The sequence below is a fragment of the Kumtagia sp. genome (assembly GCF_059502445.1).
The window spans coordinates 159,363-184,067 of sequence record NZ_JCACER010000083.1 but is presented as its reverse complement, the minus strand read 5'-3'; the positions used below and the strand labels follow the sequence as shown (position 1 = coordinate 184,067).

At 67.2% G+C, this 24,705-nt stretch carries 24 protein-coding genes; 6 read left to right on the top strand and 18 right to left on the bottom strand.

The window, feature by feature from the left end:
* Positions 1 to 26 precede the first annotated feature (26 nt).
* Positions 27 to 1,100, bottom strand: a complete 1,074-nt coding sequence (locus AC5JDC_RS22835; RefSeq protein WP_495845061.1) for an adenylate/guanylate cyclase domain-containing protein — start codon at positions 1,098 to 1,100, stop codon at positions 27 to 29.
* Between the two features lie 128 nt (positions 1,101 to 1,228).
* Between AC5JDC_RS22835 and AC5JDC_RS22830 the strand changes: the two genes are divergently transcribed.
* Positions 1,229 to 1,663: an SRPBCC family protein gene (locus tag AC5JDC_RS22830; RefSeq protein ID WP_106770321.1), complete on the top strand. Its 435-nt coding sequence runs from the start codon at positions 1,229 to 1,231 to the stop codon at positions 1,661 to 1,663.
* A 129-nt stretch (positions 1,664 to 1,792) separates the two neighbouring features.
* Here AC5JDC_RS22830 and AC5JDC_RS22825 read toward each other — a convergent pair whose 3' ends face one another.
* The 3 genes from AC5JDC_RS22825 to AC5JDC_RS22815 form a co-directional block, all read right to left on the bottom strand.
* Complete coding sequence (locus AC5JDC_RS22825) at positions 1,793 to 3,079, bottom strand: DUF2778 domain-containing protein (protein WP_495844852.1); 1,287 nt, start codon at positions 3,077 to 3,079, stop codon at positions 1,793 to 1,795.
* Between the two features lie 280 nt (positions 3,080 to 3,359).
* Positions 3,360 to 4,436: a retroviral-like aspartic protease family protein gene (locus tag AC5JDC_RS22820; protein ID WP_495844850.1), complete on the bottom strand. Its 1,077-nt coding sequence runs from the start codon at positions 4,434 to 4,436 to the stop codon at positions 3,360 to 3,362.
* Positions 4,437 to 4,517: 81 nt separating this feature from the next.
* A complete protein-coding gene (locus tag AC5JDC_RS22815) occupies positions 4,518 to 6,125 on the bottom strand; it encodes a carboxyl transferase domain-containing protein (RefSeq protein ID WP_495844848.1) in 1,608 nt (535 codons plus the stop codon).
* 248 nt (positions 6,126 to 6,373) lie between these two features.
* Between AC5JDC_RS22815 and AC5JDC_RS22810 the strand changes: the two genes are divergently transcribed.
* Together AC5JDC_RS22810 and AC5JDC_RS22805 are read left to right on the top strand one after the other, a co-directional pair.
* Positions 6,374 to 8,569, top strand: coding sequence for a DNA/RNA non-specific endonuclease (locus AC5JDC_RS22810; protein ID WP_495844846.1), 2,196 nt, complete (start codon positions 6,374 to 6,376; stop codon positions 8,567 to 8,569).
* A 208-nt stretch (positions 8,570 to 8,777) separates the two neighbouring features.
* Entirely contained in the window at positions 8,778 to 9,701 is a 924-nt protein-coding gene (locus AC5JDC_RS22805; protein WP_495844844.1) for an SMP-30/gluconolactonase/LRE family protein, read from the top strand.
* On the opposite strand, the gene AC5JDC_RS22800 is transcribed toward AC5JDC_RS22805, so the two are convergent.
* The 14 genes from AC5JDC_RS22800 to AC5JDC_RS22735 all read right to left on the bottom strand — a co-directional run bounded on the left by AC5JDC_RS22800 (position 9,698) and on the right by AC5JDC_RS22735 (position 22,754).
* Positions 9,698 to 10,081, bottom strand: coding sequence for a type II toxin-antitoxin system VapC family toxin (locus tag AC5JDC_RS22800; RefSeq protein ID WP_495844842.1), 384 nt, complete (start codon positions 10,079 to 10,081; stop codon positions 9,698 to 9,700). The genes AC5JDC_RS22805 and AC5JDC_RS22800 overlap by 4 nt on opposite strands.
* Positions 10,078 to 10,449, bottom strand: a complete 372-nt coding sequence (locus AC5JDC_RS22795) for an AbrB/MazE/SpoVT family DNA-binding domain-containing protein (RefSeq protein ID WP_495844840.1) — start codon at positions 10,447 to 10,449, stop codon at positions 10,078 to 10,080. Before AC5JDC_RS22795 ends, AC5JDC_RS22800 begins: the two co-directional genes overlap by 4 nt.
* An 81-nt stretch (positions 10,450 to 10,530) precedes the next feature.
* Positions 10,531 to 11,694, bottom strand: coding sequence for an isovaleryl-CoA dehydrogenase (locus tag AC5JDC_RS22790; RefSeq protein ID WP_495844838.1), 1,164 nt, complete (start codon positions 11,692 to 11,694; stop codon positions 10,531 to 10,533).
* Entirely contained in the window at positions 11,660 to 12,304 is a 645-nt protein-coding gene (locus tag AC5JDC_RS22785) for a TetR/AcrR family transcriptional regulator (RefSeq protein WP_495844836.1), read from the bottom strand. The genes AC5JDC_RS22790 and AC5JDC_RS22785 overlap by 35 nt, the downstream gene beginning before the upstream one ends.
* 164 nt (positions 12,305 to 12,468) lie before the next feature.
* On the bottom strand, positions 12,469 to 13,398 hold the full coding sequence (gene dapA / locus AC5JDC_RS22780) for a 4-hydroxy-tetrahydrodipicolinate synthase (protein ID WP_495844834.1): 930 nt from the start codon (positions 13,396 to 13,398) through the stop codon (positions 12,469 to 12,471).
* Positions 13,399 to 13,488: 90 nt separating this feature from the next.
* The gene (locus AC5JDC_RS22775; protein ID WP_495844832.1) at positions 13,489 to 13,698 is read right to left on the bottom strand and encodes a hypothetical protein; all 210 of its coding nucleotides are present in this window, start codon (positions 13,696 to 13,698) and stop codon (positions 13,489 to 13,491) included.
* 456 nt (positions 13,699 to 14,154) lie between these two features.
* Positions 14,155 to 14,925, bottom strand: coding sequence for a histidine utilization transcriptional repressor HutC (hutC, locus tag AC5JDC_RS22770; protein WP_495844830.1), 771 nt, complete (start codon positions 14,923 to 14,925; stop codon positions 14,155 to 14,157).
* Positions 14,922 to 15,944 (bottom strand): zinc-dependent alcohol dehydrogenase, encoded by a 1,023-nt coding sequence (locus tag AC5JDC_RS22765; RefSeq protein WP_495844828.1) that lies wholly within the window; start codon positions 15,942 to 15,944, stop codon positions 14,922 to 14,924. Before AC5JDC_RS22765 ends, hutC begins: the two co-directional genes overlap by 4 nt.
* 12 nt (positions 15,945 to 15,956) lie before the next feature.
* Positions 15,957 to 17,273: a histidinol dehydrogenase gene (gene hisD, locus AC5JDC_RS22760; RefSeq protein WP_495844826.1), complete on the bottom strand. Its 1,317-nt coding sequence runs from the start codon at positions 17,271 to 17,273 to the stop codon at positions 15,957 to 15,959.
* Positions 17,274 to 17,306: 33 nt separating this feature from the next.
* Complete coding sequence (locus tag AC5JDC_RS22755) at positions 17,307 to 18,107, bottom strand: ABC transporter permease (RefSeq protein WP_495844824.1); 801 nt, start codon at positions 18,105 to 18,107, stop codon at positions 17,307 to 17,309.
* A complete protein-coding gene (locus AC5JDC_RS22750; protein WP_495844822.1) occupies positions 18,104 to 19,048 on the bottom strand; it encodes an ABC transporter permease in 945 nt (314 codons plus the stop codon). Before AC5JDC_RS22750 ends, AC5JDC_RS22755 begins: the two co-directional genes overlap by 4 nt.
* Positions 19,049 to 19,512: 464 nt before the next feature.
* Positions 19,513 to 20,625: an ABC transporter substrate-binding protein gene (locus AC5JDC_RS22745; RefSeq protein WP_495844819.1), complete on the bottom strand. Its 1,113-nt coding sequence runs from the start codon at positions 20,623 to 20,625 to the stop codon at positions 19,513 to 19,515.
* 89 nt (positions 20,626 to 20,714) lie between these two features.
* Positions 20,715 to 21,860: an ABC transporter ATP-binding protein gene (locus tag AC5JDC_RS22740; RefSeq protein WP_495844817.1), complete on the bottom strand. Its 1,146-nt coding sequence runs from the start codon at positions 21,858 to 21,860 to the stop codon at positions 20,715 to 20,717.
* Between the two features lie 123 nt (positions 21,861 to 21,983).
* Entirely contained in the window at positions 21,984 to 22,754 is a 771-nt protein-coding gene (locus AC5JDC_RS22735; protein WP_106770302.1) for an SDR family NAD(P)-dependent oxidoreductase, read from the bottom strand.
* A 194-nt stretch (positions 22,755 to 22,948) separates the two neighbouring features.
* Here AC5JDC_RS22735 and AC5JDC_RS22730 point away from each other — a divergent pair, with 194 nt between their 5' ends.
* The 3 genes from AC5JDC_RS22730 to AC5JDC_RS22720 are packed head-to-tail and all read left to right on the top strand — an operon-like array spanning position 22,949 to position 24,664.
* Complete coding sequence (locus tag AC5JDC_RS22730) at positions 22,949 to 23,530, top strand: hypothetical protein (protein WP_495844815.1); 582 nt, start codon at positions 22,949 to 22,951, stop codon at positions 23,528 to 23,530.
* Entirely contained in the window at positions 23,527 to 24,087 is a 561-nt protein-coding gene (locus tag AC5JDC_RS22725; RefSeq protein WP_495844813.1) for a hypothetical protein, read from the top strand. Before AC5JDC_RS22730 ends, AC5JDC_RS22725 begins: the two co-directional genes overlap by 4 nt.
* Positions 24,080 to 24,664, top strand: a complete 585-nt coding sequence (locus AC5JDC_RS22720) for a hypothetical protein (RefSeq protein WP_495844812.1) — start codon at positions 24,080 to 24,082, stop codon at positions 24,662 to 24,664. The genes AC5JDC_RS22725 and AC5JDC_RS22720 overlap by 8 nt, the downstream gene beginning before the upstream one ends.
* Positions 24,665 to 24,705: the final 41 nt, after the last annotated feature.

Here is a 24,705-nt window from a genome sequence, read left to right as displayed (position 1 = left end):
CTGCCTCCGCGAGGCAGGACGGCGGGTCAGGATCGCTCCGCCGGCGCAAACACCGGGCAGGGGACGGCGATGCCGCGCAGCGCGTGTTCGCCGAGCGGCATGAGCGCTTGCGTCGTCTCCGCCGCGAACGCGCCCGATACGAGCACGGTACGGCCGAGCGGCCGGCAGAGCCCTTCCAGCCGGCTGACCAGATTGACGGCCGGGCCGATCGCGGTGAAATCCAGCCGGTCGGCGGTGCCGATATTGCCCCACAGCATCTCGCCGACATGCAGCGCCGTGCCGAAGGGCAGCGGCGGCAGGTTCTGCGCGGCGCGGCCGCGGTCGAGATGGTCCATGCCGGCGCGTGCCGCTGCGACCGCGCGCAGTGCCGCGTCGCAGGCGGCCGCGGGGCCGCGCTCGCCGATCGGGAAGATCGCCAGCACGCCGTCGCCGATGAATTTCAGCACCTCGCCGCCGAAAGCGTGGACGGCGCCGGCAATGCGGTCGAACCAGGCGTCGAGCGCCGCCACCACCTGCTGCGGCTCGGTGTTTTCCGACAGTTCGGTGAAGCCGCGCAGGTCGGCATAGAGCAGGGCGGCACGGATGGTCTCGCCGGGCTCGCGCCGCAGTCGGCCGGACAGAACCTGCGCGGCGCTGCGCCGGCCGAGATAGGTTTCGAGCAGCGCCGCCAGCGTCGATCGCGCGCCGAGCGCCGCCAGCGGCGCTGCGGCAAAGCGGGCCACGTCGCGCAGCAAATCCAGCTCGAAGCCATTGAACGGCCGGGTGCTCGCCCAACCGAGCAATGCGCCGTCGGAAAGGCTGCCGACCGGCCTCTCATGCACGGCGCCCAGCGCCGCCAGCCAGTCGCGCCCGACATCGCCTTGCCCGGCGCCGGCGGTCGCGGCGAAGCCGAGCGACTCGACGATCCGTCCGCTGTCGGCGCGCCACAGCCATGTCCGCCGCGCGATGATCGGATGCGGCGCCGCCTGGGTGAGCGCGCCGCCGGCGAGCGGCACGCCCCCGGCGACGAGCCGGGTGCCCAGCGCGCCGAGCAGCGCGTCGGCGCCGGACAGGCCGGCCGCCTCGTCGACGAGGAAGGAGAGTATCGACGCCAGTTTCATGGCGGCGATCATGCAATGCTGTCAGGCTCCTGTCATGAGGACTTGGCAGCTTTCTTGTCTCCGGCTCGCGCTGGACTACATTGTGGCGGTATCGGGCGCCGTTGCGCGCCGGGACGGGGAGATGGCCGATGACGGAGACGCTGCGCACCGAAATCCAGATCGCGGCCCCGCAGGCGACGGTTTTCGCCTTCCTGACCGATCCCGACAAGATCATGCGCTGGATCGGGCCCGCCACGACGGAGCCGCATCCCGGCGGCATCTATCTCGTCGATGTCGGCGGCAAGCATGTCGCCCGCGGCGAGTTCACCGAAGTGATCCCCGTCCATCGGCTCGCCTACAGCTTCGGCTGGGAAGAGCGCGACAACATGCCCCCCGGATCGAGCCTGGTTGAGATCGATCTCGTCGAGAAGGACGGCGGCACGCTGGTGCGCTTCACCCACAGCGGGCTGCCGGACGAGAACGAGCGCGCCAGCCACCAGAAGGGCTGGAACCACTATCTCGCCAGGCTGAAGATCGCGGCATCCGGGGGCGATCCAGGACCGGACGGGCCGGTCGAGGGATAGGCCGGCCGGGATTTCCCGGACTTCAAGCGGCCGCCGCAGTCGAGATACGAGCCCCGCTACGCGGCGGGCGTTATCGGGAGTGGTCCGGTCGTGCCGGCAGACAGCGCGTTTCCCGCACCGGCAGGCCGGTCAGGTACTCCTGCCGTTGGAGGCGACCATGGTCGCCCGGCCGCCGCTGGGCACCACGACGAGCTGCTTCACCTTGCCCTGCTTGAAGGCGTTGAGAAAGCGGTTGTAGTCCTTGAAGGCGACGCAGCCGTGCGATTCCGCCCGTCCGCCGCGCAGCAGGTAGCTGTGGGTGAGAAAACCGTCGCGGCCGTGCTTGTTCCTGCCGTCGACCGGCAGCATGCGGATCGCCTCGACGCCGTGGAACCGCTTTTCCCGCATCCTGAGATTGTAGGTGTGCGGCGGCGTCGGGCCGTTCATCTTGACATGCACGTAGCGCGGATTGTCGGCCATCTTGCCGATGCCGGAATGGGCCTCCAGAACGCTGCCGTCAGGCATGTAGACCTTTGCGGCGCTGATGTCGTAGACGGCCACGCCGTTGCCCGCCCGGGTCCCGCCGCCGAACAGGTTGCGCAGCGTCTGGCCGAACGTGCCGTTGGACTTTTTCTCGGTCGGATTGCTCGGCCGCGCATAAGCGAGCTTTTGCGGCTTTGCCGTCTCGCGTTCATTGGCCTTCCGCGGCTCGCCGGTCCTGGGTGCCGCCGCCTCTTCGCCGCGACGGCCATCGGGCTGCTCCGTCTCCACGACGGGCTTGCGCTCGCCGCGCGGACGAAGCTGCGGCAGCGGACCGTCGGGCGGCGTGTTCTCGTAGTCCGGCAGGATGACCATGTCGTCCGTGTCGAGGTCCGGATCCTGCGATGCGAGGTCCTCGCCGGCAGGCGGTGTCAGCAGGGCCGACAAGGCGGCACCCGCTCCGGTCGGCGACGGGTCGGCATAGGCCAGCAGCGTCTGCGGCCGATCGGCCGCGACGGCCGGCGGCGCCGCGAACCGTTCGGGCGCGGGCCCGCCGGCTTTCGCCGATGGCCGGCTCGACTTGGTTGAGCCGGAACGGGGGAAAAGGCTGGCGAGTTTTTCGGAGGTCAGGCCCGCTTGCTTCACGGCGGCGTCGAAGCGGGCGGCACTGTCGCTCGCATCGGCACCCTCGAGCGCCAGGCGGGCGGACTTCCCGCCGGCGGAATAGCTCGCGGCCACGACCGGCGGCGCCTTGGCCGCCGCGAGCCGCGCCGCGGTGCCGGGTCTCGCCTGCTCGTCCGGCAGCCGCGCCTGTCTCATGTCGAGGCCATGCGGCCTGGGCAGGAACTGGCTCGAACCCAGCGCGAACGGGCCGCTCATCGCGACCATGCCGGCCGCCGACCACACCGTCGCCCCGGCAAGGACAGCGCCGAAGGACGTGATCAGGAGCGGGCGCAACAAGCGGCGCAAAGACTGTGTACGAACGACTTTACTCACAAACGCGTAGCAATCCGGCAATCCCACAAATGTCCTCGGGTCGGCGCGCGACCGCGGCTGCGTGACTTCCGGATTGTCCCCATCTTGAACGAGCGATCGAGAAAGGATGGACAAATATGGTTAAATTTTGCTTTGCGGCCGTCGATCGCCCAGGCGGTTGGTTTGCGGGCCGAAAAACGGAAGGGGATGGCCGGCCGGACGTCGAGGGCGGGCGGCGTTTCCGCAGCGATCCAGCCGGTCCTTACTGCACCTCTCGCGGCCGTATGCGCAGCATCTTCCTTTCCAGGACAACGTCGAAGCGCGACAGAAAGCTCATGCCGATCAGGCCATCCACTCCGTCGCCGAAATCGTCCTCGTCGTCGGACTGGATCACCACCTGCACTCTGCGCGATTCCAGCGAACGCAGCTTCACTGTCTTGGCGCGGGTCAGATAGCCGTCGACGGCACCGTTTGCCGTATTGAGCCGTATCTTCTGTCCTTCCGAGATCTTAAGATCCGCTCTTTCGGCAAAAGACTTCTTGATCGTGACGAAGGATGCGCCGGTATCGACTATGAACGTGCCACGAACTCCGTTGACCTGACCCTCGACCGTGATGACGTCGGAACCCTTGCGGCGGATCTTCTCTTCCTTGACCCCCGTGCTTGCCTGCGCGCACTTACCTTTGTTGCTCAGCCGCCGCAGAATTGCTTGCGTCTGGTCGTTGTCGTGCTGCTCCGGATCGATGGCGACCCAGTTCTCGATGGGCAGCATGGCGTCGCAATATTGGCCGAGCTGCTCATAGCAGCGCGACATGCTCTCATAGCCGACGCTGGAAATTTTCTCCTTGTCGCCGAACAGCTCCACGGCGGACGAGTAGTCGGCGATTGCCTGTTCGCACCGGTTGTTGCGGTCGTAAGCCAGGGCGCGCAGATAATAGCCGTTGTCGCCGTTCGGCTCCATGTCGATCAGATCGGTGGCAAGCTCGACCGCCCGCTGATAGTCGGAGAGGTCCAGCAACAAGTTGATTGCCCGCCGCAGCGCCTCGCCGTATCCACCGCAATTCGTCGAGAAGGCCACCAGGCTTTCGGCCGCTTCACGCCGATAGCTCTCGTCCTCGAGTTCCTTGGAAAGTCTGTAGATCGCCTGGCGGTCGCATTTTTCGCGCGAAAGCGCCCGAAGTTCGCGTGAAATCGCCGGCCTGCGGGCGATTTCCGGCGGCAGGGTTATCCCAAGCTCCGGGTTTGCGACCGGCTCGGTCGCATTCTGAGCCCGGGCCGATAACGCTCCCAGACCCATGAATTGCAGAAGAACTGCAAAGCAGACAAACCAGCGGCTCAATCTACGCTCCCCCCAAAGCATCGAGCCCAATTCTTTTGCAAAAACACGAGCGCTTTGAAAGCCCTCGGAAAACAATAATCATCACATCCTGAACACGCCGAACTTCGTGTCCTCCACGGGCGCGTTGAGCGCCGCGGAAAGGCTGAGCGCCAGCACCTCGCGGCTTTTCGCCGGGTCGATGATGCCGTCGTCCCACAGCCGCGCCGAGGAATACAGCGGGTGGCCCTCGCGCTCGTATTTTTCGAGGATAGGCGCGCGGAAGGCGGCTTCCTCCTCGGCGCTCCAGGCGCCGCCCTTGCGCTCGATGCCCTCGCGCTTGACCAGCGCCAGGACGGTTGCCGCCTGCTCGCCGCCCATCACCGAGATGCGGGCGTTCGGCCACATCCACAGGAAGCGGGGCGAATAGGCGCGGCCGCACATGCCGTAATTGCCGGCGCCGAAGGAGCCGCCGATGATCATGGTGAGCTTCGGCACCCGCGCCGTCGCCACCGCCGTCACCAGCTTGGCGCCGTCCTTGGCAATGCCGCCCGCCTCGTATTTGCGTCCCACCATGAAGCCGGTGATGTTCTGCAGGAAGATCAGCGGAATCTTGCGCTGGCAGCACAGCTCGATGAAATGCGCGCCCTTGAGCGCGCTCTCGGAGAACAGCACGCCATTGTTGGCGATGATGCCGACCGGCATGCCGTGCAGGTGGGCGAAGCCGGTGACCAGCGTCGTGCCGTAGGTCTGCTTGAACTCGTCGAGCTCGGAGCCGTCGACGATGCGGGCGATCACCTCGCGCACGTCATAGGGCTTTCGCGTGTCGTCGGGGATGATGCCGTAGAGCTCTTCGGGATCGTGCAGCGGCGGCCTCGGCTCCCGCAGGGCGAGGCCCGCGCTCTTCGTCCGGTTGAGGTTTCTGACGATGCGCCGGGCGATCGCCAGCGCGTGCCCGTCGTCGAGCGCGTAATGGTCGGCCACGCCCGAGAGCTTCGCATGGACCTCGGCGCCGCCGAGGTCCTCGGCGGACACGTCCTCGCCGGTCGCCGCCTTGACCAGCGGCGGGCCGCCCAGGAAGATCGTGCCCTGGTTCCTGACGATGATCGCCTCGTCCGACATCGCCGGCACATAGGCGCCGCCCGCCGTGCACGAGCCCATGACGCAGGCGATCTGCGGGATGCCCGCCGCGCTCATCGTCGCCTGGTTGTAGAAGATGCGGCCGAAATGCTCGCGGTCAGGAAAGACCTCGTCCTGGTTGGGCAGGTTGGCGCCGCCGGAATCGACGAGATAGACGCAGGGCAGCCCGTTCTCGCGGGCTATCTCCTGGGCGCGCAGGTGCTTCTTCACCGTGAGCGGATAGTAGGTGCCGCCCTTCACGGTGGCGTCGTTGACCACCACCATGACCTCCGTGCCTTCGACGCGGCCGATCCCGGCGATCAGGCCGGCCGAGGCGATGTCGCCGCCATAGAGATCCCAGGCGGCGAACTGGCCGATCTCCAGGAAAGGCGCGCCGGGGTCGAGCAGTTGCGCCAGCCGCTCGCGCGGCAGCAGCTTTCCGCGGCCGACATGGCGCTGGCGCGCTTCCTCGGAGCCGCCGCGCTGCACCGTCGCGGCTTTCTCTGAAACGTCGGCGACCAGCGCCTCCATGCGGGCCGCATTGGCACGGAAAGCCTCGGAACCGGGAGAGATTTGCGATCTTATGACGGGCATGGCGGCTCTCTGAAGTCGGGGCCTCAGATGCTTACACGGCGGGGGAGGGGCTGGGCAACAGCGGCGCCCCGCTGCCGCCGTCGGCCGGAATGCAGAAGCTTGAGAGCCGGTCCGGCAGGTGCGGGTTGTAATTGTTACACGTTTTACGGGCATATAATGTAATAATTCATAGTTTTTGCAACTTTTGCGATTTCATGTGATCTTCACGTGAAGATGAAAAGATAAGAACCGGCAAAGGGGAGGTGGCAATGCAGAGAAAGTTTCGTTTTTCGCGTTCGCGCGCCGATGAGGCCGCAAAGCACTGGCAGGAAAGCGCTGGCGAGCGCGACAAGCGGGCACGCGCGAGGGCTGAGGGCCGGCTGAACGAGATCGATACGCCCGAGCGCATCGTCAAGCGCGCCAACAGGCTGCGCGAGCAGGTCCGCACTTACCGCCCGCTCTTGCGGGAAATCGCTCCCGCACGCCAGGCCGCACCGGCGCGGGCGCACGAGCTGGCTATCGGAAAGCCGATTGTGAAGGCCACTCCGCGTCTGGTCGAGCGCGTCATAGGTCCGACCAAGGATTTTCTGGCGGCGGCATTCTTTGATCTCGGGTCGGCGGCAATCCGCTCGGTGGCCCGGATCTCCACGAATACCGACGGCAACGCGTATTACGGCACCGGCTTCATGGTGACGCCGTCACTGATGCTCACCAACGAACATGTGCTTGAGGAACCCGCGTGGGCGGCGGCGAGCGTGGCCGAGTTCGACTTTCAGCACGACCTCAATGGTCACCAGAAGCAGGTACAGACTTTCCGGCTGGATCCGGATACTTTCTTTCTCAACGACAAACGCTTGGACTACGCCCTGGTCGCCGTCAGCCCCGCACCGTCGGTCGGCGCCGCCAGGCTGGCCGATTTCGGCTTCTGTCCGTTGATTGCCGCCGAGGGCAAGATCCTCGTCACGGAGCCGGTCAATATCATCCAGCATCCCCTCGGTGACCCGAAGCAGGTGGTCATCCGCGAAAACCAGCTCAGCGCCCTGCCAGCAGACGAGCTTGACCACGTCGCCCACTATCTGGCCGACACCGAGCCCGGTTCTTCAGGCTCGCCGGTTTTCAATGACCTCTGGGAGGTAATCGCGCTGCACCATCAGGGCGTGCCGGCGACGGACGCCAACGGCAATTACCTGACCAAGGATGGCGGCGTCTGGGACGATTCCATGCCGCTCGACGCGATCAAATGGGTCGGCAACGAAGGGATTCGTATCTCCCGCATCATCCGTCACCTGAAGGGTCGCAAGGACGTGCCTGCCCATATGGCCGGACTGCTGAAGGAACTGCTCGACCGGTCGGACACGGTTCGGATGGGGCCTGTGGGGCCGGAAGGCGGGCGCAGACCTCTGCCGCCGAACGACGGTCAGCCCGACGACAGCCAACCCGATAACGGTCCAAAAGGACCGGCAAACCAGGTCGGATTGCTCTCCGGCGAGGCGACGATCACCGTGCCGGTGACCATCACGGTGCGGGTCGGCGACGGCCGCGCCGTCGGTGCGAGCCTGGCCGGCACGGAGGTCGAGCGGGTGCGGCCCGAGCGCGACTATGCCGGCCGGCCGGGCTTCGATCGCGATTTCCTCGGCGTGTCCGTTCCGATGCCCGACGTCGTTGACAGCCGCCACGGCAGGCCGGCGGTCCTGGCCGACGGCTCGCTCGAGCTGAAATATCACCACTTCAGCGTCATCATGAATGCCGAGCGCCGCCTGGCCTACGTCTCGGCGGTCAACTACGATGCGGCGGCGCCCTATACCGAGGAGCGCGGGGACGATGAATGGTTCATCGATCCGCGCATCGACGCCGCCTTCCAGGCCGACAACCGCTTCTACAAGAACAATCCGCTCGACCGCGGCCACCTCACCCGCCGCTACGACGCCGGCTGGGGCATGACGCAGGAGGAAGCCAAGCGCGCCAACGACGACACCTTCCACTGGACCAACTGCTCGCCGCAGCATGAGGTCTTCAACCAGAGCAAGCTGTCGCAGCCGCAGGACCTCCGGCTGTGGGGCGAGTTGGAGAACCACGTCACCGACCAGGCCAAGCGCGACCTGCAGCGGCTGTCGATCTTCAACGGTCCGGTGTTCGGCAAGGACGACCGCACGCATCGCGGCCTTTTGATCCCCAGCGCGTTCTGGAAGATTATCGCCTACCGCACGCGCGAGGACGGGCTCGCCGCCGTCGGCTTCGTACTGCACCAGTCGGACCTCATCTCCAACCTCGCCGTCGAGCGTTTCGACCCCGGCCGCTTCGACCTGAGGCAGGTGCGCATCAGCCGCATCGAGGAACTGACCGGCCTCGACTTCAAGGGCCTGCGCAACGTCGACCCGATGGCGGCAAGCGGCGTGCGCGAGGTGTTCGAGGGCGCGGTGGCGACGGAGCGGAAGCTGGGCTCGGCGGCGGATATCAGGTTCTGAGACTGAGGCTGGTAGATTTCGCCGATCCCACCTGCTGGGTGCTGGCGCACTGGGCCAAGGTGCGCGGGGTCGTCCTCGTACGACGAAGTGTCCGCGCGCCAAGACGTCGGCGCGCGGACACCCGGCCGCGCTTCACCCTCGACTGCCGGTAGACGGCGAAGCTATAGCTGGCTCGCCAAGAACCGCCGAGGCGAGAGGGGGATTCGATTTGCCTGACCACACCATCCTGGCCGAAGGGCTGCTCTTTCCGGAAGGCCCGGTCGCCTGTTCCGACGGCTCGGTGCTGCTGGTGGAAATCCAGCGCAGGACGATCACCAAAGTGGCTGCGGGTGGAGCAGTCTCGATCGTGGCGGAGCTCGACGGCGGCCCGAACGGCCTGGCGGTCGGTCCGGACGGCTGCCTCTACATCTGCAACAATGGCGGCTTTCTGTTCCAGGAGATCGAGGGGTTGAGCCGTGTGAAACCTGGCGTGCCGGAAGGTTATGCCGGCGGCTGGATCGAGCGGTTGGACCCGACGACGGGCGCGCGAAAAGTCCTCTACACGCATTGCGGCGAGCACCGGCTGGTCGGGCCGAACGATCTCGTCTTCGACCGGCACGGCGGCTTCTATTTCACCGATTTCGGAAAACTTTACCCGCGTCACCGCATGAACGGCGGGCTCTATTATGCGCTGGCCGACGGCTCGCGCATCGTCGAGGTCGCCTATCCCCTGCTGATGCCGAACGGCGTCGGCCTGTCGCCGGACGGCGGCACGGTCTATGTGGCCGAGACGGAGAGCGGCCGGCTCTGGGCCTTCGACCTGAGGGAGCCCGGCTTGGCGCCGCGCCATTCCAACCTGGCGCCGCATGGCGGGCGGCTGGTCTGCGGCCTGCCCGGCCACCAGCGGCTCGACAGCCTGGCCGTCGATGCGGCCGGCAACATTCATGTGGCGACGCTGAGCACCGGCTGCATCACGGTGATCAGCCCGGCCGGCGCCATGCTGGAACAGATCATGACGGGCGATCCGATGACGACCAATGTCTGCTTCGGCGGGCCGGACCGCCGGACCGCCTATGCGACGCTGTCGGGCCGGGGGCAGTTGATCGCGATGGCATCGAACTACACCGGCCTCGCGCTCGCCTGGGAGGTTTAGCGGATCAGCTCGACAGGGCAGGGGAGATCGAGCTGCGCCCATATGCGGTCCGCCGTGACGGCGGCGGCGCCGGCCCGGACCGCGGTGGCGAGGCAGGCGCGGTCGCCGAGTGACAGGACGCCTTTGGGCGTGCGGGCGCTCAGTTGCCCGGCCAGCCTGGCATCGTCGAAGTCGAAGCCGACCACGATTATGTTGCTGTTCTTCATGTAATCGAGAGCGGCCTGTTCAGATTCGGCCTTCTCCAGGCATTTGGTTACGATCTCCCCGACGTTGACGCTGCTGATCAGCGCACCTCTCGACAGCCGGACGGCCTCTTCGCGTCCCCGCTCTCCGAAGACGATTGCGAGAATGACCGAGGAATCGAGGACCCGGACCGTCATTCGAGGGGCGGCAAACCGCGCGTGGCACGCCAGGCGTTGGCTTCCTCGAGATCCTTGCGTGCCTCTTCTCGCCGCTCCGCGATCAATTCGTCGACCACACTTATACCCGGATGATCCGCCTTGAACTTGTTGGCGAACGCCTGTGCGCGCCGGACGGCCACATCCGGCGACACGATGCGGAATTCACCTTCCACGACTTCCGCCGTCACGGTATCCCCGGGCTTCACCATCATTGCTGCGCGCATTTCGGCGGGGATGACGATGCGGCCCGCACTGTCGATCTTCAGTCTCGCATGCGCTACGGATTGCAGCGCGCCGGCGCCTTCATACGGTTGCTGATCCTCGGAAAAGCCCTTCGGCCCGGGCATTGCGGCCTCCTGTCATATGGAGGGAAGAATGCCATATCTGCGCCGATCTGCCAAATCATGGCAGAAATGGCACCCCCCCCTTCAGCTCCCTTCTGCCATGATCTCGCGGCCGATCAGCCAGCGCCGGATCTCGCTGGTGCCGGCGCCGATCTCGTAGAGTTTCGCGTCGCGCAAAAGCCGGCCGGTGGGGAATTCGTTCATGTAGCCGTTGCCGCCGAGAAGCTGGATGGCGTCGAGCGCCATCAGCGTGGCGCGCTCGGCGGCAAACAGGATGCAGCCGGCGGCGTCCTTGCGGGTGGTCTCGCCGCGGTCGCAGGCGGCGGCGATCGCATAGACATAGGCGCGCGCCGCGTTCATCGTCACATACATGTCGGCGAGCTTGCCCTGGACGAGCTGGAAGTCGCCGATCGCCTGGCCGAACTGGCGGCGCTCGCGCACATAGGGCACCGCCACGTCGAGGCAGGCCGCCATGATGCCGAGCGGCCCGCCGGCCAGCACCACGCGCTCGTAGTCGAGGCCGGACATCAGCACCTCGACGCCCTTGCCTCCCTGGTGGAGCACGTTCTCGTAAGGCACCTCGACGTCCTCGAACACCAGCTCGCCGGTGTTGGAGCCGCGCATGCCGAGCTTGTCGAGCTTTTGCGCGACGGAAAAACCCTTCATGCTGCGCTCGATGATGAAGGCGGTGATGCCGCGCGAGCCCATGGTCGGCTCGGTCTTGGCATAGACCAGCAGCGTGCCCGCGTCCGGCCCGTTGGTGATCCACATCTTCGAGCCGTTGAGCACGTAGCGGTCGTTGCGCTTCTCGGCGGCGAGCTTCATCGACACGACGTCGGAGCCGGCGCCGGTCTCCGACATGGCGAGCGCGCCGACCGTGGTACCGGCGCACAGGTCCGGCAGGTATTTCGCCTTCTGCTCCGCCGTGCCCCAGCGGTTGAGCTGGTTGACGCAGAGGTTGGAATGGGCGCCGTAGGAGAGGCCTACCGAGGCGGAAGCGCGGGAAATCTCCTCCATGGCGACGACGTGGGCGAGATAGCTCATGCCCGAGCCGCCATGGTCCGGATCGGCCGTGACGCCGAGCAGGCCGAGCCCGCCGAGTTCCTGCCACAGATGCATCGGGAACTGATTGGAGCGGTCGATCTCGGCCGCGAGCGGCGCGATCCTGTCCTGGGCGAAGCGCCGCACCATGTCGCGCAGCGCATCGATCTCCTCACCCTGCCCGAAATTCAGCACGGTCTCGTACATGGCGCTCCTCCTGCTTCGCGTTGGCGCCGACCAGGCGCATCGTCATGGTAAGATAGTTTCTGGTCACTTCTTCGACGGACAGCCGCTCGTCCGGCCGGAACCAGACGATGACGCCGGTGATCATCTGGATGATCGCCATGGCCGTCAGCGCCACGTCGTCGATGCGGAAGGCACCGTCCTCGGCGCCGTCGCGCAGGATGCGGCGCAGCTCCTTCTCGTAGGCCGTCCGCAGTTTGAGGACCTGGCTCAGCCGCTCGCGCGACAGGCTGCGCAGCTCCATGTTGGAGACGTGGGTGGAGTGCCGTCGCGCCACATGGAAGGCGATGTGGTTGGCGACGAAATGCTCCAGCCGCGCCGCCGGGCCGAGGGCGGCCGGGCGGGCGGCCTTCCAGCTTTCGATCAGCCCGTCCATATGCTCGCGCATCAGCGAATAAAGCAGGTCCTCCTTGGTCGGGAAATAACGGTAGAGCGCCGCCGCCTGCACGCCGACTTCCGCCGCCAGCTGGCGCATCGACATCGCCTCGTAGCCGTGGCGCGCAATCAGCGCCGCCGCCGCTTCGCGCGTCGCCGCCTGCGTCCTCTCGCCATCCGATCCGACGGTGCGGGCCAAGTGCTCCTCCACTGTCGGACAATAATAAAACAAACGTTCAATTCATTCAATATGAGCACGAAATCTCGTTAGCGGGGTGTCCGCAAATGAGCGTATGGCCGTCGGCTGTCGCCGGCGACCATGATAGCTTCTCTAGTAGCGCGGCAGGAGGGCCGATCGTCCGTTCAGGCGACCCGGTCCGCCTGCCGGGCCTCATGCATCTCGGCGACCAGCGCGAGGATGGCGGCGCGGACCGCCTCCCGGGTTTCCGGGAGCACATCGGTCAGCGGCAGGCGGACATCCGATTTCAGTCCCAGCATCAGCTGCAGCGCGTATTTCACCGGGATCGGGTTGGTCTCCAGTTCCAGCGCGGCGATCATCGGCCGCAGGCTGCGGTGGATCATCCTGGCGCTGTGGTGATCCCCGTTGCGGCAGGCGTCGTGCATGTCGGCGCAGAGCCGAGGGGCGACGTTCGCCACCACCGATATGGTGCCGCTGCCGCCCATCGTGTTGAAGCCGAACGCGGTCGCGTCGTGTCCGGAAAACAGCAGGAACCTGTCGCGCAGGGTTGCCGGGAATCTCTGCGGCCGGCTCAGATCGCCCGTCGCGTCCTTGAGACCGACGATCCCGGGAACATCAGCCAGGCGTTCGACGGTCGCCGGCAGGAGATCGACGCCGGTGCGCGAGGGGACGTTGTAGGCGATGATCGGAATGCTGACCGCGCGCGCGACCGCCTCGAAGTGGCGGAAAAGCCCTTCTTGGGTGGGCTTGTTGTAATAGGGCGTGACCACGAGCGCCGCGTCCGCCCCGGCCGCCTCCGCCGCCGCGGTGGCCGCGATGGTCGCATCGGTGCCGTTCGACCCGGTCCCGGCGACGACCGGCACCTTGCCGCTGGCGGCGTCGACGCAGGTGCGGATGACCGCCAGCCGCTCTTCCGGGGACAGGGTAGGGGCCTCGCCGGTGGTGCCGCAGGGAACAAGCCCGTCGATGCCGCCGTCGACCTGCCAGCGCACGAGCCTGGCCAGGCCGTCCAGGTCGACCTCGCTTTTGCTGAAGGGAGTGACGAGGGCCGTCATCGCTCCCTTCAGCCGGCTTTTGATGTGTTCGGGTTCCATGGGGAAAACCTCCGAGCTCTGTTTCCATGGCGGCGCCGGCGGCATTTTCGATCGCGGCGGCGGCGCAGCAAGACGGCTTTGGGAGTTTCGTCAGTTGAAAAGACTGAGCGCGGGAACGAGTCTTATGGCGCCCGGCCGACGGTTGCTTTCCGCCAAGGCAAAATGGATGGCGGCGGCCCTGTCGACGAAGACGCCGCCGGTGTGGCCCTGCTCGTCGCGGGCGACCCAGCGCCCGTCGAAATCCCGGCCGACCAGAAAACGCTGAGCGGCGGCTTCAAACTGCAGAGAAGAGTTTCGCATGGTGTCTCGACCGATGCACCGACGGCGCAGGCCAGCATCACCCAGCAAGAGCAGGGGAGATGGTGCGCGCGGCGTCGCGGTGACTGTGGTTCCTTCCGTGGGGCGACGCCTGGCTGACAGTCTCGTCGCTGTGCAGGCTGGAAGGTAGCCACCGCGAAATTTGTATTCGAGATGCCTCCAATCGCTAAGACATTAAATTCTCATAGGAATCTTACCTGCGACTGTCAGACGGCCATCCCGCGCCTGCCGTTACCCCCACCCCTAACCCCTCCCTACAAGGTGGAGGGGGACTGGCTTGCGCTTCCGCTAGGCGCCAATCGTCGGCGGTTTTGCGCTGCGTAGCGGCCGCAAAGTCCCCCTCCCCCTTGTGGGGAGGGGTTAGGGGTGGGGGTACGGAGCCATCCAAATTCCGCGCCACTTGCCATAGGCGACAAGTCCCCTGGGCGCCGATATGCTTCAGCGCACCGCCGACGGCGAGTAGCGGCTGCCCAGCGAGCAGCGGCTGCCGGCGTAGACCAGCCGGTTGACGGTCGCGATGGTCTTGCCCGACCAGGTGCGGCGATGCAGCAGCAGGCAGGGGTCGCCCGGTTCGAGAGCCAGCAGCCGCGCCGTCTCCTCGTCGGCGGGAATGGCGGAGATGACGTGCTCCACCTCGGTCAGCGGCGTGCTCTGCTGCAGATAGTCGTAGGTGGTGACCGCCTCGAAATCCTGCTTGTCGTAGTCCGGCACGAGCCCCAGGTTGACGAACCGCTCCTCGAGCTGGACGGGCGCGTCGTTCTCGTAGTGGACGATGACCGAGTGGCCGACCGGCGCGCTTCTCGCGAATTCGAAGGCGGCGACGAGGTCGGCCGACGGCGCGATCGTCTCCAGCACGATGACGCTCGCCCGGTGGCGGGCGTTGCGCGCGCGGATCTCGTTGGCGATGTTGTTGATCTCGACCAGCGCCGAGCGCGGCTTCGGCGGGGCGACGAAGGTGCCGACGCCCTGCACGCGCAGCAGGTAGCCTTCCGAGGTGAGTTCCCTGAGCGCCCGGTGCACGGTCATGCGCGAGACGCCGAGCGAGGCGACGAGCTCGTTCTCCGACGGCAGCTTGTGGTCGCGGCCCCACTTGCCGCTGCCGATATTGGCCAGCACATAGGCCTTGACCTGCTCGTAGAGCGGGCTGGCGCTGGCGGGCAGCGCCGTCGTCCCCGCCGGGCTGCCGCCCGGTCCGTCGCCGTCCTTCATGGCTCGCCTCCCGGCATCCGCAGGATCGTCTTCAGGCCGTGGCTTTCGCCGGCGAGCAGCCGCGCATAGGCGGCGGGGACGTCGTCGATGCCGATCTCCCGGTCGACGAGGCGGGCGAGCGACGGCGCGAGGTCTGGAAGCATCGCCACGGCCTCCGGCAGTTCGCCGGCGAAGGCGTGGCAGCCGATCAGCGCGGTCTCGCGCTCGACCAGCAGGTTGGGGTCGAGCGGGATCGTGCCGTGGCTGATCCCGACCAGCGCCAGCGAGCCGCCGCCGGAAAGCAGGTCGAGCAAAGTTTCGAGCACGCCGACATTGCCGGTGGCGTCCAGCGCGTGGCGCAGGACCTTGTCGCCGAGCGCGGAGCGGATCGCCGCGCCGTCGAGGCCGACGACCGCCGCGCCGGTGACCTGCGCTACCAGTTCCGCCCGCTGCACATTACGGTCGGCCACCAGAACCGGCCCGTCGTGCAGCCGTGACAGGATCAGCGCCGCGAACCCGCCGATCGGCCCGCAGCCGGCGACCAGAACCGGCTCGCCCGCCGGCACCCTCTGCCGGCGCACCGCATGCAGAGCCACCACCAGCGGCTCGGCCATCGCCGCGATGGCCGGGTCGAGTTTCGGATCGTGCCTGACCAGCAGCCGCGCCGGCAGCGACACCTCCTCGGCGAAACCGCCGTCGCAGACCTCGCCGACGAAGCCGAGTTTTGTGCAGACATTGCGCCGGCCGGAGCGGCAAGCCGGGCAGTCGCCGCACCAGAAGCGACTGTCCGCCACGACGCGATCCCCGAGGGCGAAATCCCGGACGCCTTCGCCGAGCGCCGTTACCGTGCCGGCGAATTCGTGCCCGGCGACCGACGGCGAGCGGCTGATCCACTGCCCGGTGCGGAAGTTGTGCAGGTCGGAGCCGCAGATGCCGGCGGCCGTCACCTTCAGGCGCACCCATCCCGGCTGCGGCGCGCCCGGCGGGTCGATGTCCTCGATCCTGAGATCGCCCGCCGCGTAGAGCCTGGCAGCCTTCATGAGCAAAATCCCTCAGAGATAGGCCTTGCGCACGTCGGAGACGGCGTGCTCGTGCGATGAAAAGCCCTCGTAGCGCGCCAGCGTCCACGCGTTTTTCGCGAACTCCGGATAGGCCGAGGCGGTGACGTAGCCGATCGACGAGCGCTTGACGAAGTCCATGACCGACAGCGGCCCGACGCTGCGCGCCCAGCGGCTCGTCGGCAGCACGGCGTTGGGGCCGAGGCCGAAATTGGCGATCGACACAGGCGTGTGCGGGCCGAGCAGCACCTCCGCCGCCTCGGTGATGTGGCCGAGATGCGCGAAAGGGTCGGTGGACAGGATCTCCAGATGCTCCGGCGCATAGTCGTTGACGAAGCGGTAGCTCTCCTCGACCGATTGCGTCAGCACGATGCCGCCATAGCTGCCGGTCAGCACGGTTTTCGAGAAGTCGACGCGCTGCGCGGTCATGCGCGTCCAATGCTCGGGCAGGGCGGCCAGCGCCTCTTCCGCCACGCGCCGGCTGTGGGTGACGAGATAGGCTGACGAATCGGGCCCGTGCTCGGCCTCGATGAGCAGGTCGAGCGCCGCCAGCCCACCCTTCACCGTGTCGTCGGCGAAGATGACGGCCTCGGAGGGGCCGGCCGGCAGGCCGGGGTCGATCGTCCCGGCAAGCAGCCGCTTGGCCGCCACCACCCAGGGGCTGCCGGGGCCGACGATCTTCAGCGCCGGTTTAACAGTCTCGGTGCCGTAGGCGACGGCCGCCACGGCCTGGGCGCCGCCCACCTTGTAGACCGTCTCGACGCCGGCGAGGCGGGCGGCGACCAGCGTCGCGGCATCGACCGAGCCGTCCCGCGCCGGCGGCGTGACGATGGCGATGTCCGGCACGCCGGCCACCACGGCCGGCACCGCCGTCATCATGGTCACCGACGGGAAGGCGCCCTTGCCGCGCGGCACATAGAGCGCCACCGACTTGATCGGCGTGAAGCGGTCGCCGGCATAGGCGCCCGGCCGCATCTCCTTCAGCCACATCGGCTCCGGCTTCTGCTCCTCGTGGAAGCGGCGGATGTTGTCGATGCCGAAGCGGATGGCCCCGATGACCTCGGCGTCGACCTTGCCGAAGGCCTCGTCGAACTCGGTCTCGCTGGCCTTCAGCCGGCCGGCGTCGAGCTCGGCCTTGTCGAGCTCGCGGGCAAAGCGCACCAGCGCGGCGTCGCCCTGCGTCCGCACCGCCTCGATGATCGGCTTCACCTTGTCGATGAAGCCGGAGAGATCGGTCTCGGAGCGGCGCAGCAGGGCGGCGCGGCCGGCCTCGTCGAGCTTTGCGAGTTCGTGGAAGGAGACGTCGGCCATTGTTCTATCCCGTTCGACCGGACCAGCCGGCCGTCATTTCGATTTGAGGAAGATGTCGAGCCCGACCAGCCGGTCGAGCAGGAACACCGCGGCGCCCGCGCAGGCGATGAAGACCACCGAGATCGCCGCGAGGTCGGGCGTGATGATCGAGCGGATGGAGTTGTAGATCTGCACCGGCAGGGTGACGATGCGCGCGTCGACCAGCAGCAGGCTCACCAGGAACTCGTTGAGCGCCAGGATGAACATCAGCAGCGCGCCCGAGATGACGCCCGGCATGACGGCGGGCAGCGTCACATGGAAGAAGGTGGAGAGCGGCGGCGCTCCGCAATTGGCCGCGGCAAGCTCGAGGTCGGGGTCGAGCCGGGCCGCGCTCGCCATCACCGCCCAGATCATGAAGGGCAGGTTGATGACGCAGCAGGCCACGCCCACCGGCCAGAGCTGGCCGAGCAGCCGCGCCTCGCCGAACACCAGCATCAGCCCGATGCCGGAGCCGATCAGCGGAATGGTGAAGGGCAGCAGCAGGTAGATCTGGATCGTCTTCTCGAAACGCACCGCGTATTTCGACAGCGCGATGCCGGCCAGCGTGCCGACGGGAATGGCGACCAGCGTGCAGATCGTCGCCACGTAGAGCGAGCGCAGGAAGGCGTCGCGCAGGTCGGTCGCGCCGGCGATCCGGGCATACCATCTGAGCGACAGGCCTTCCGGCGGGAAGGTGATGATGTTGCCGGCGGTGAAGGAGGCGCCGAGCACCACGACGGTCGGCGCCGACAGCATCACCAGCACGGCGATGACGAAGGTCCAGAGAAAAACCTGCTTGCCGGCCGCGCCCGTCATCGCCGCGTCCTTCCCATGGCCAGCGTGCCGGCGCCGAACAGCGTGAAGACGACGCCGACGAGCAGTGACCCGATGCCCACCAGCAGCAGCGCCAGCGTCGAGCCGAGACCCTGGTCGGAGGTGCGGAAGAACTGGTCGTAGATGGCGTTGGCGATGAAATCCTGGCTGCCGCCGCCGAGGATCGCCGGCATGGCGAAATCGGTGAGCGACAGCGTCAGCACCACGATGCCGGCGCCGATCAGGCCCGGACGGGCGAGGGGCAGCACGATATAGAGGAAGGTGCGCACCCATCCCGCGCCGAGCGAGCCGGCGGCAAGCTCGAGCTCTTCCGAGATTGCCGTCAGCGCCGGCGCCAGCATCAGCACGGCGAAGGGCAGCATGTACTGCACCAGGCCGAACAGCACGGCGGGATAGTTGTAGAGCAGCCGGATCGGCGCGACGCCGACCAGCCCCAGCGCCTCGTTCACCATGCCCTGGTTGCCGAGGATGATCAGCCAGCCATAGGCGCGCACCACCTGGCCGATGAAGAAGGGCAGGAACAGCGCGATCAGCAGCAGCTTTCTCAGCAGCGCCGAGGGCGTGCGCACCATCACATAGGCATAGGGGAAGGCGAAGACGAGCGTCACCACCGTGACGATGAGCGAGCCGGCGAGGCTGCGGGTGGCAACCGTGGCGAACAGCGATTCCGTCACCGCCCGCCGGTAGTTGGCGAGCGTATAATGCTCCGACAGGAGGAAGGTGGTGGTGTCCAGCGTACGCAGGCTGGTGTCGGCGATCTGGATCAGGCCCAGCACGAGCAGTCCCACCAGCAGCAGCGCCGGCGCCAGCATCAGCCATGGCAAGGCGCGGTGGAGGCGCGCCGGCCAGATGGCGGCGGCGACGGCCTCCAGGGCGTCCATGACACGCCATGTCAGCGGATAGGCGGTTCGCGCCGCTCGCATTCAAATATCCCCGGGTTGCACGGCGCCGCCGCGAGGGGCGCCGCCGCCACGCCCGAAAGCCGGACGCGGCGAAAGGCCCTTGGTGGTTCGCTTTGGCTCGCCGTCTGGCCACCCCACCCGCCTCGCTTCGCTCGGCATCGGGGGGAGCGAGAGGCGCCAGATTCTCCGTCCTCCTCCCCTTCGATGCAGGGCAATCGCATATGAACCTACCCCCGCCCCTAGCCCCTCCCCACAAGGGGGAGGGGGACAAGCTGGCATCTCCGCCAGTCGCCAATCGTCAACGGTTTCGCGCGGCATGGCGGCCGCAAAGTTCCCCTCCCCCTTGCGGGGAGGGGTTAGGGGTGGGGGTGTGAGGCCACCGAATTCCTTGCCGGTTGCCATATGCGATTACCCTCCCCCTCGATGGGGGAGGCGGCCCGAAGGGCCTGAGGGGGTGAAGTGCTCAATCATGACGGCCGTCGGTATCAGCCCTGCATGATCGCCTTGAACTTGCCGAACCAGTCGCTCTCGTTCTCGACCTGGATCTTGGACGAGATGCGGATGAGCTTGTCGAAGTCCGCCGCCTTGGTCGGGTAGGACGGATCGTTGACCAGGTCGGCCGGCGGCTTGAGCCCGGGCACGACACCCGGCAGGCCGAGGCCGTCGAGCCAGACCTGCTGCGCTTCCGGCGTCAGCGCATGGTCGATGTACTGCTTGGCCCAGTAAAGCTCGTTCTCCGGCAGGCCCTTCGGGATCCACAGCCCGTCGGTGTCGAACTTGGCGCCTTCCTCGGGCACCACCCAGGCGACGTCTATGCCGTTCTTCTTGGCCTCGCGCGCATTGGTCGAGATGGTGCAGGCCGCGTCGATCTCGCCCTTCTGGAACCAGGTGGTGAAGTCCGGGTCCTCGCCCAGCAGCGGCTGCTGCTTCTTCACCTCGGCGATGAAGTCCCAGGCCGGCTGCATGTTGCCGGGAATGTCCTCCAGCTTGCCACCGCCGGCCACCTGCGCCGGGAAGTGGAAGCCGATGCCGTCATTGTAGAGCGCGATGCGGCCCTTGAATTTTGGCTCCAGCAGCGCCTTCCAGGACTTCGGCGGGCCGTCCGGGAAAGCCTCCGGCCGGTAGGCCAGCACGTAGACGTAGCCATAGGTGTTGACGATCGGGTAGCCGTCGAGCCCGACCGGCTTCGCCAGTTCCGTGGTGTTCTTGAGGTTGGGCAGGTCGGACAGGTCTTCCGTCACGCCGCGCAGGGCGGATTTGGTGGCGTTGGTCGTCGTGTCCCAGTTGATGTGGATCGGCGGCACGCGCCCCTGGGCGACGGCGGCCCAGACCTTGGGCTGGATCTCGTTGTCCTCGGTCAGGTCGTGGCGCACAGCGATGCCGGTCTTGGCGGTAAAGCTGTCGGAGACGCCGGCCTTCAGGCTGTCGACCCAGCTGCCGCCCCAGGCGCGCACGATGATCTCCTTGGGCTTTTCCGGTTCCTGCGCGAAGGCGCGGCTTAGCGGCAGCGACGACAGCCCCGCGGCGGCGCCGGCGGCTGCGGCGCTTTGCAGAAGCCGCCTGCGGCTGAGTTCGAAAGTAAGCAGTTTTCCTGTCATGTCCGTTCTCTCCTCTGGTTCGCCGGTTGTGCCGGCTTTGCATGTCTCGGAATCCGGCGGTGCCGGTCCGGTTGAAGTCTTGGGTGGTCCTAGTCGTTGAACACGAGGACATCCCGTCTATTCCAGCCGAGATGCACGGTGGCACCCGGCTCGAATTCCGTATGGCCGGCCGGGTCATGGTCGAAGACGCGGATGACGGCGTCGCCGAGCGCCGCCACCCGCGCCTCGTAGACCACCCGCTCGCCTTCGAATATGGCATCGGCGACGATCGCCTCCACGACCGTGTCGAGCTCCGACAGGGTCTTGCTGTCGGCCGAGAGGCGGATCTGCTCGGCGCGGATGGCGCCGGAGGCGATATCGCCCGCCTTGGGCTGCCGGCGTTGGTCGGCGAGCACGCCGGAAACGGCGAGGCCGCCTTGCTCCAGCATCACCTCGTGGCCGGCGACCAGGCGGACCTTGCCGCGAATGAAGTTGGTGACGCCGATGAAGTTGGCGACGAAGGCGTTGGATGGCTGCCGATAGGTTTCCGCCGGCCGCGCCTTCTGCTGGATCCTGCCGCCCTCCATGACGATGATCTCGTCGGAGACCACCAGCGCCTCGCGCTGGTCGTGGGTGACGTTGATCGTGGTCACGCCGAGCTCACGCTGGATGCGCCGGAATTCGAGCTGCATCTCCTCCCGCAGCTTGCGGTCGAGAGCGGCGAGCGGCTCGTCGAGCAGCAGCAGGTCGGGCTCGAACACCAGCGCCCGCGCAATCGCCACCCGCTGCTGCTGGCCGCCGGACAGCTCATGCACCCGACGCGCCCCCAGCCCGTGGAGCTTCACCAGCTCGAGATAGCGCTCCACCTTCTCCGGTATGCCGCGTGCATCATGGCGCCGCATCTTCAGCGGAAAGGCGACGTTTTCCGCCGCCGTCATATGCGGGAAAAGCGCCAGTCGTTGGAACACCATGCCGATCGAGCGCCTGTGCGGCGGCACGGCGCTGACCTTCTCGCCATTGATGACGATCTCGCCGCTCGTCGGCCGCTGGAAGCCGGCGATCAGCCGCAGCAGCGTCGTCTTGCCGGAGCCGGAGGGGCCGAGAATGGTGAGGAACTTGCCTTTGGGCAGGTCGAAGGAGGCGTCGTCGACGGCGAGAAAACCGTCATAGTTCATGCTCACGTTCTGGACGGACACCGCGACCGCCGCTTCGGCGGCCGTCCCTGCAGCCACGGCTTCCCCGCCAACATGTCGCATTCCGTTCCCCTTGGGCCGCGTCGTTCACGAGGCCTTAAGTGGTATAGACAACCATATACAAATCGGCAGGGCAAGCGGCTTTCGCCCGGCTGGCTTTCACAAGGAAGCGACATTTTCGCCGCGTCAGATCGAAGCCAGGAAGCCGCCGTCGACCGGGATGCAGTGGCCGGTCACATAGGCCGACGCGTCGCTCGCCAGGAACAGCACGGAGCCGGCCACGTCCTCCATCTTTCCGAAGCGCTGCTGCGGAATCCTGGCCAGCATGCGTTCCTGCCAGGCCTCGTCCTCGTAGAACACATCCGTCATGGCGGTGCGGAAATAACCCGGCGCGATGGCATTGACGCGGATGCCGAGCGGCGCCCATTCGACGGCGAGCGCGCGGGTCATCCCCAGCAGGCCGGTCTTCGACGAGCCGTATGGCACGGCCGTCGGCACGCCGACATAGGAGGTGAGCGAGCAGAGATTGACGATGGCGCCGCGCTTGTGCTGCGCCATTCTGCGCGCCGCCGCCTGCGCGCAGAAGAAGGCGCCCTTCAGATTGGTGGAGACGATCCGCTCCCACAACGCCTCGTCGACCTCCAGCGACGGGCGGATTTCCTCGTAGCCGGCATTGTTGATGAGGATGTCCAGCCCGCCGAGCGCATCCGCTGCCGCCGCGATCGCCTCGCCGCAGGCCATCGCATCGCGCACGTCGAGCGCAAATCCTTCGGCCTTGCCGCCCGCCGCCTCGATGCGGCCGCGGGTCTCCTCGAGCGAGGCGACGTCGCGCGCGCTGATCGCGATCTCGGCGCCGGCCGACGCCAGCGCCTCCGCTATCGCCTGTCCCAGCCCGCGGCTGGCGCCGGTGACGATGGCCTTGCGGCCGCTGAGATCGAAGAGGTGCGATGTGCCCATGGGAATGTCCGCCGCCGCTGATGCCGTGCTGAACATCGTCTCTTAGCGACTGCCGGCCTCAAGGAAAGAGCAAACTTGCCTGTCGCTACCGTGCGCGCCGCCGCCACCACGCATGTCAGTCGGCGGCAGGAGGCAGGGCAACTGACGATTGCAGCGGGTGGCCGACCGTCCCAGACGATGCTAGACAGCCTGGCATGAGCGGATTCTCGGCTCTCAAGCGGCGCACCGTTTCGTGGATCGTCGCCGGACTGGGTGCGTCGGTCGCGGCAGGCCTCTCGCTGGGACTGGCGGTGATGGCGGCGTCGCAGCCGGCACCGCTGAAGATCGTCGGCGCGGGCGAGGAGGTCGATACCGGGCGCTGGCGCGTTGCGGCGACAGGCGCCGGCTTCAAGCCGGCCAACCCGAAGGCCGCCGTTTACCTCGACCGGCAGGACCTGCTCTTCGTGCGCCTGCGCTTCACCAACCTGTCGGCGGCGTCGAGCAACGCCTATGTGAGCGTCGCCTCGCTCGATCTTCCCGCGGACGGCCTGGAAGCTCCCACCTATCTGCTCGCGCGTGACGGCGCCATGGTCTTCGATCTGCATCCCGACATGCCGGAAGACGTGGTGGCGGCCTGGAAATGGCCCGAGGGCAGGGCGGTGCCGCAAACCCTGCGCGTGACCTTCGCCGGTCAGCTTCACAAGCGCCGCGACAACCTTTACGGCGCCCCCGGCTGGTTCCCGGCCGATCCGGCGGCGGCGGTCGACCTGCCGGTCAAGACGGTGGCGGCGCAATGAGCATCCTGAAGCCGGCCGCCGCCCTGGTGCTGGCGGTCCTTGCGCTTGCCGTGATGCAGCGCACCGCGCCCGGCTATGCCGACATCACGCGGCCGATCACGGTGTCCGGCAAGCTCGGCGAGCGCCTGACGGGACGGCAGTTCGACATCCGGGCCGAGTCGGTCCGCCTCGGCCGCGATCTCGTCTACGAGGCCTACGGGCGACGCCAGACGCTGACGACCAACGGTGTCTGGGCCCTGCTCGAGGTCTCGGCGGAGGCCACGACCGAGAGCGTCTCGATTATCGCCGCGAGCTGGCAGGCGCCGAACGGCGCACGCTATGCCGCCAGCAAGCGGCCCTCGACCTATCCCGGCATGCTGTCGCTGCAGCGCCTGGAGCCGGGCCTGCCGAAGCGCGGGTTCATCCTGTTCGAACTGCCACGGGACCAACTCGCGGGCGGCACCGTGCTGATCGCGCGCACCGAGTTCGCGCCGCTCGACACCGAATTCGCGTTTCACATGGACGGCATCGACACCCTCCCGCTGCAGGGCGAGCTCGTGCTGACGGCCGATGACTGACCGCGCCGCCGCCCTTGCTCCGATCTCCGCCGGCGCGCGCCGCACCCGCCGCCTCAGCCTGCTGGCGCTGCCCTTCGTCGTCGCGGTGGCGCTGGTCGTGCATTCCTGGGAAACGGCGCTCGAATGGTGGCGGGTGAGCGATCTCGTCGAGCGGCGCGTGGAGGCCGGCCAGTCCGCCTCCTATGCGGGCGCCGACTGGCGCCTGCTCCGGTCGACCCGTGTCGTCGACAGGCCGGACGGCAGCGCCGTGGTGCTGGTCGAGTTCGAGGCGGTGATCCGCGATCCCGATGCGTTCGCGCGGCTTCCATGCGCCATCGCCCTGACCGACGCGGAAGGGCGCAGATGGCTGCCCTCCTTCATGCGGCCGCGGGAGCTGCGTGGCTTGCAGCGCAACGTCGCCATTCCCGAGACCTGCGGATCGGTAAGCTTGACACGCCCGCAGGCGGGAACGCGCGTCGAGATCGCGGAAAGTTTCGTTTTGCCGAAGGAAAGCCTGGCCGAGGCGCAGCCGATGGTCAGCCTCGCCGCCGGAAGGCCGTATTTTCTGAGATTTGAAGAGCTGGGAGTAGGGGAGTAAGGGGAAAATGCTTGCCCGCATGCGAACCCGGCGGCACCCTA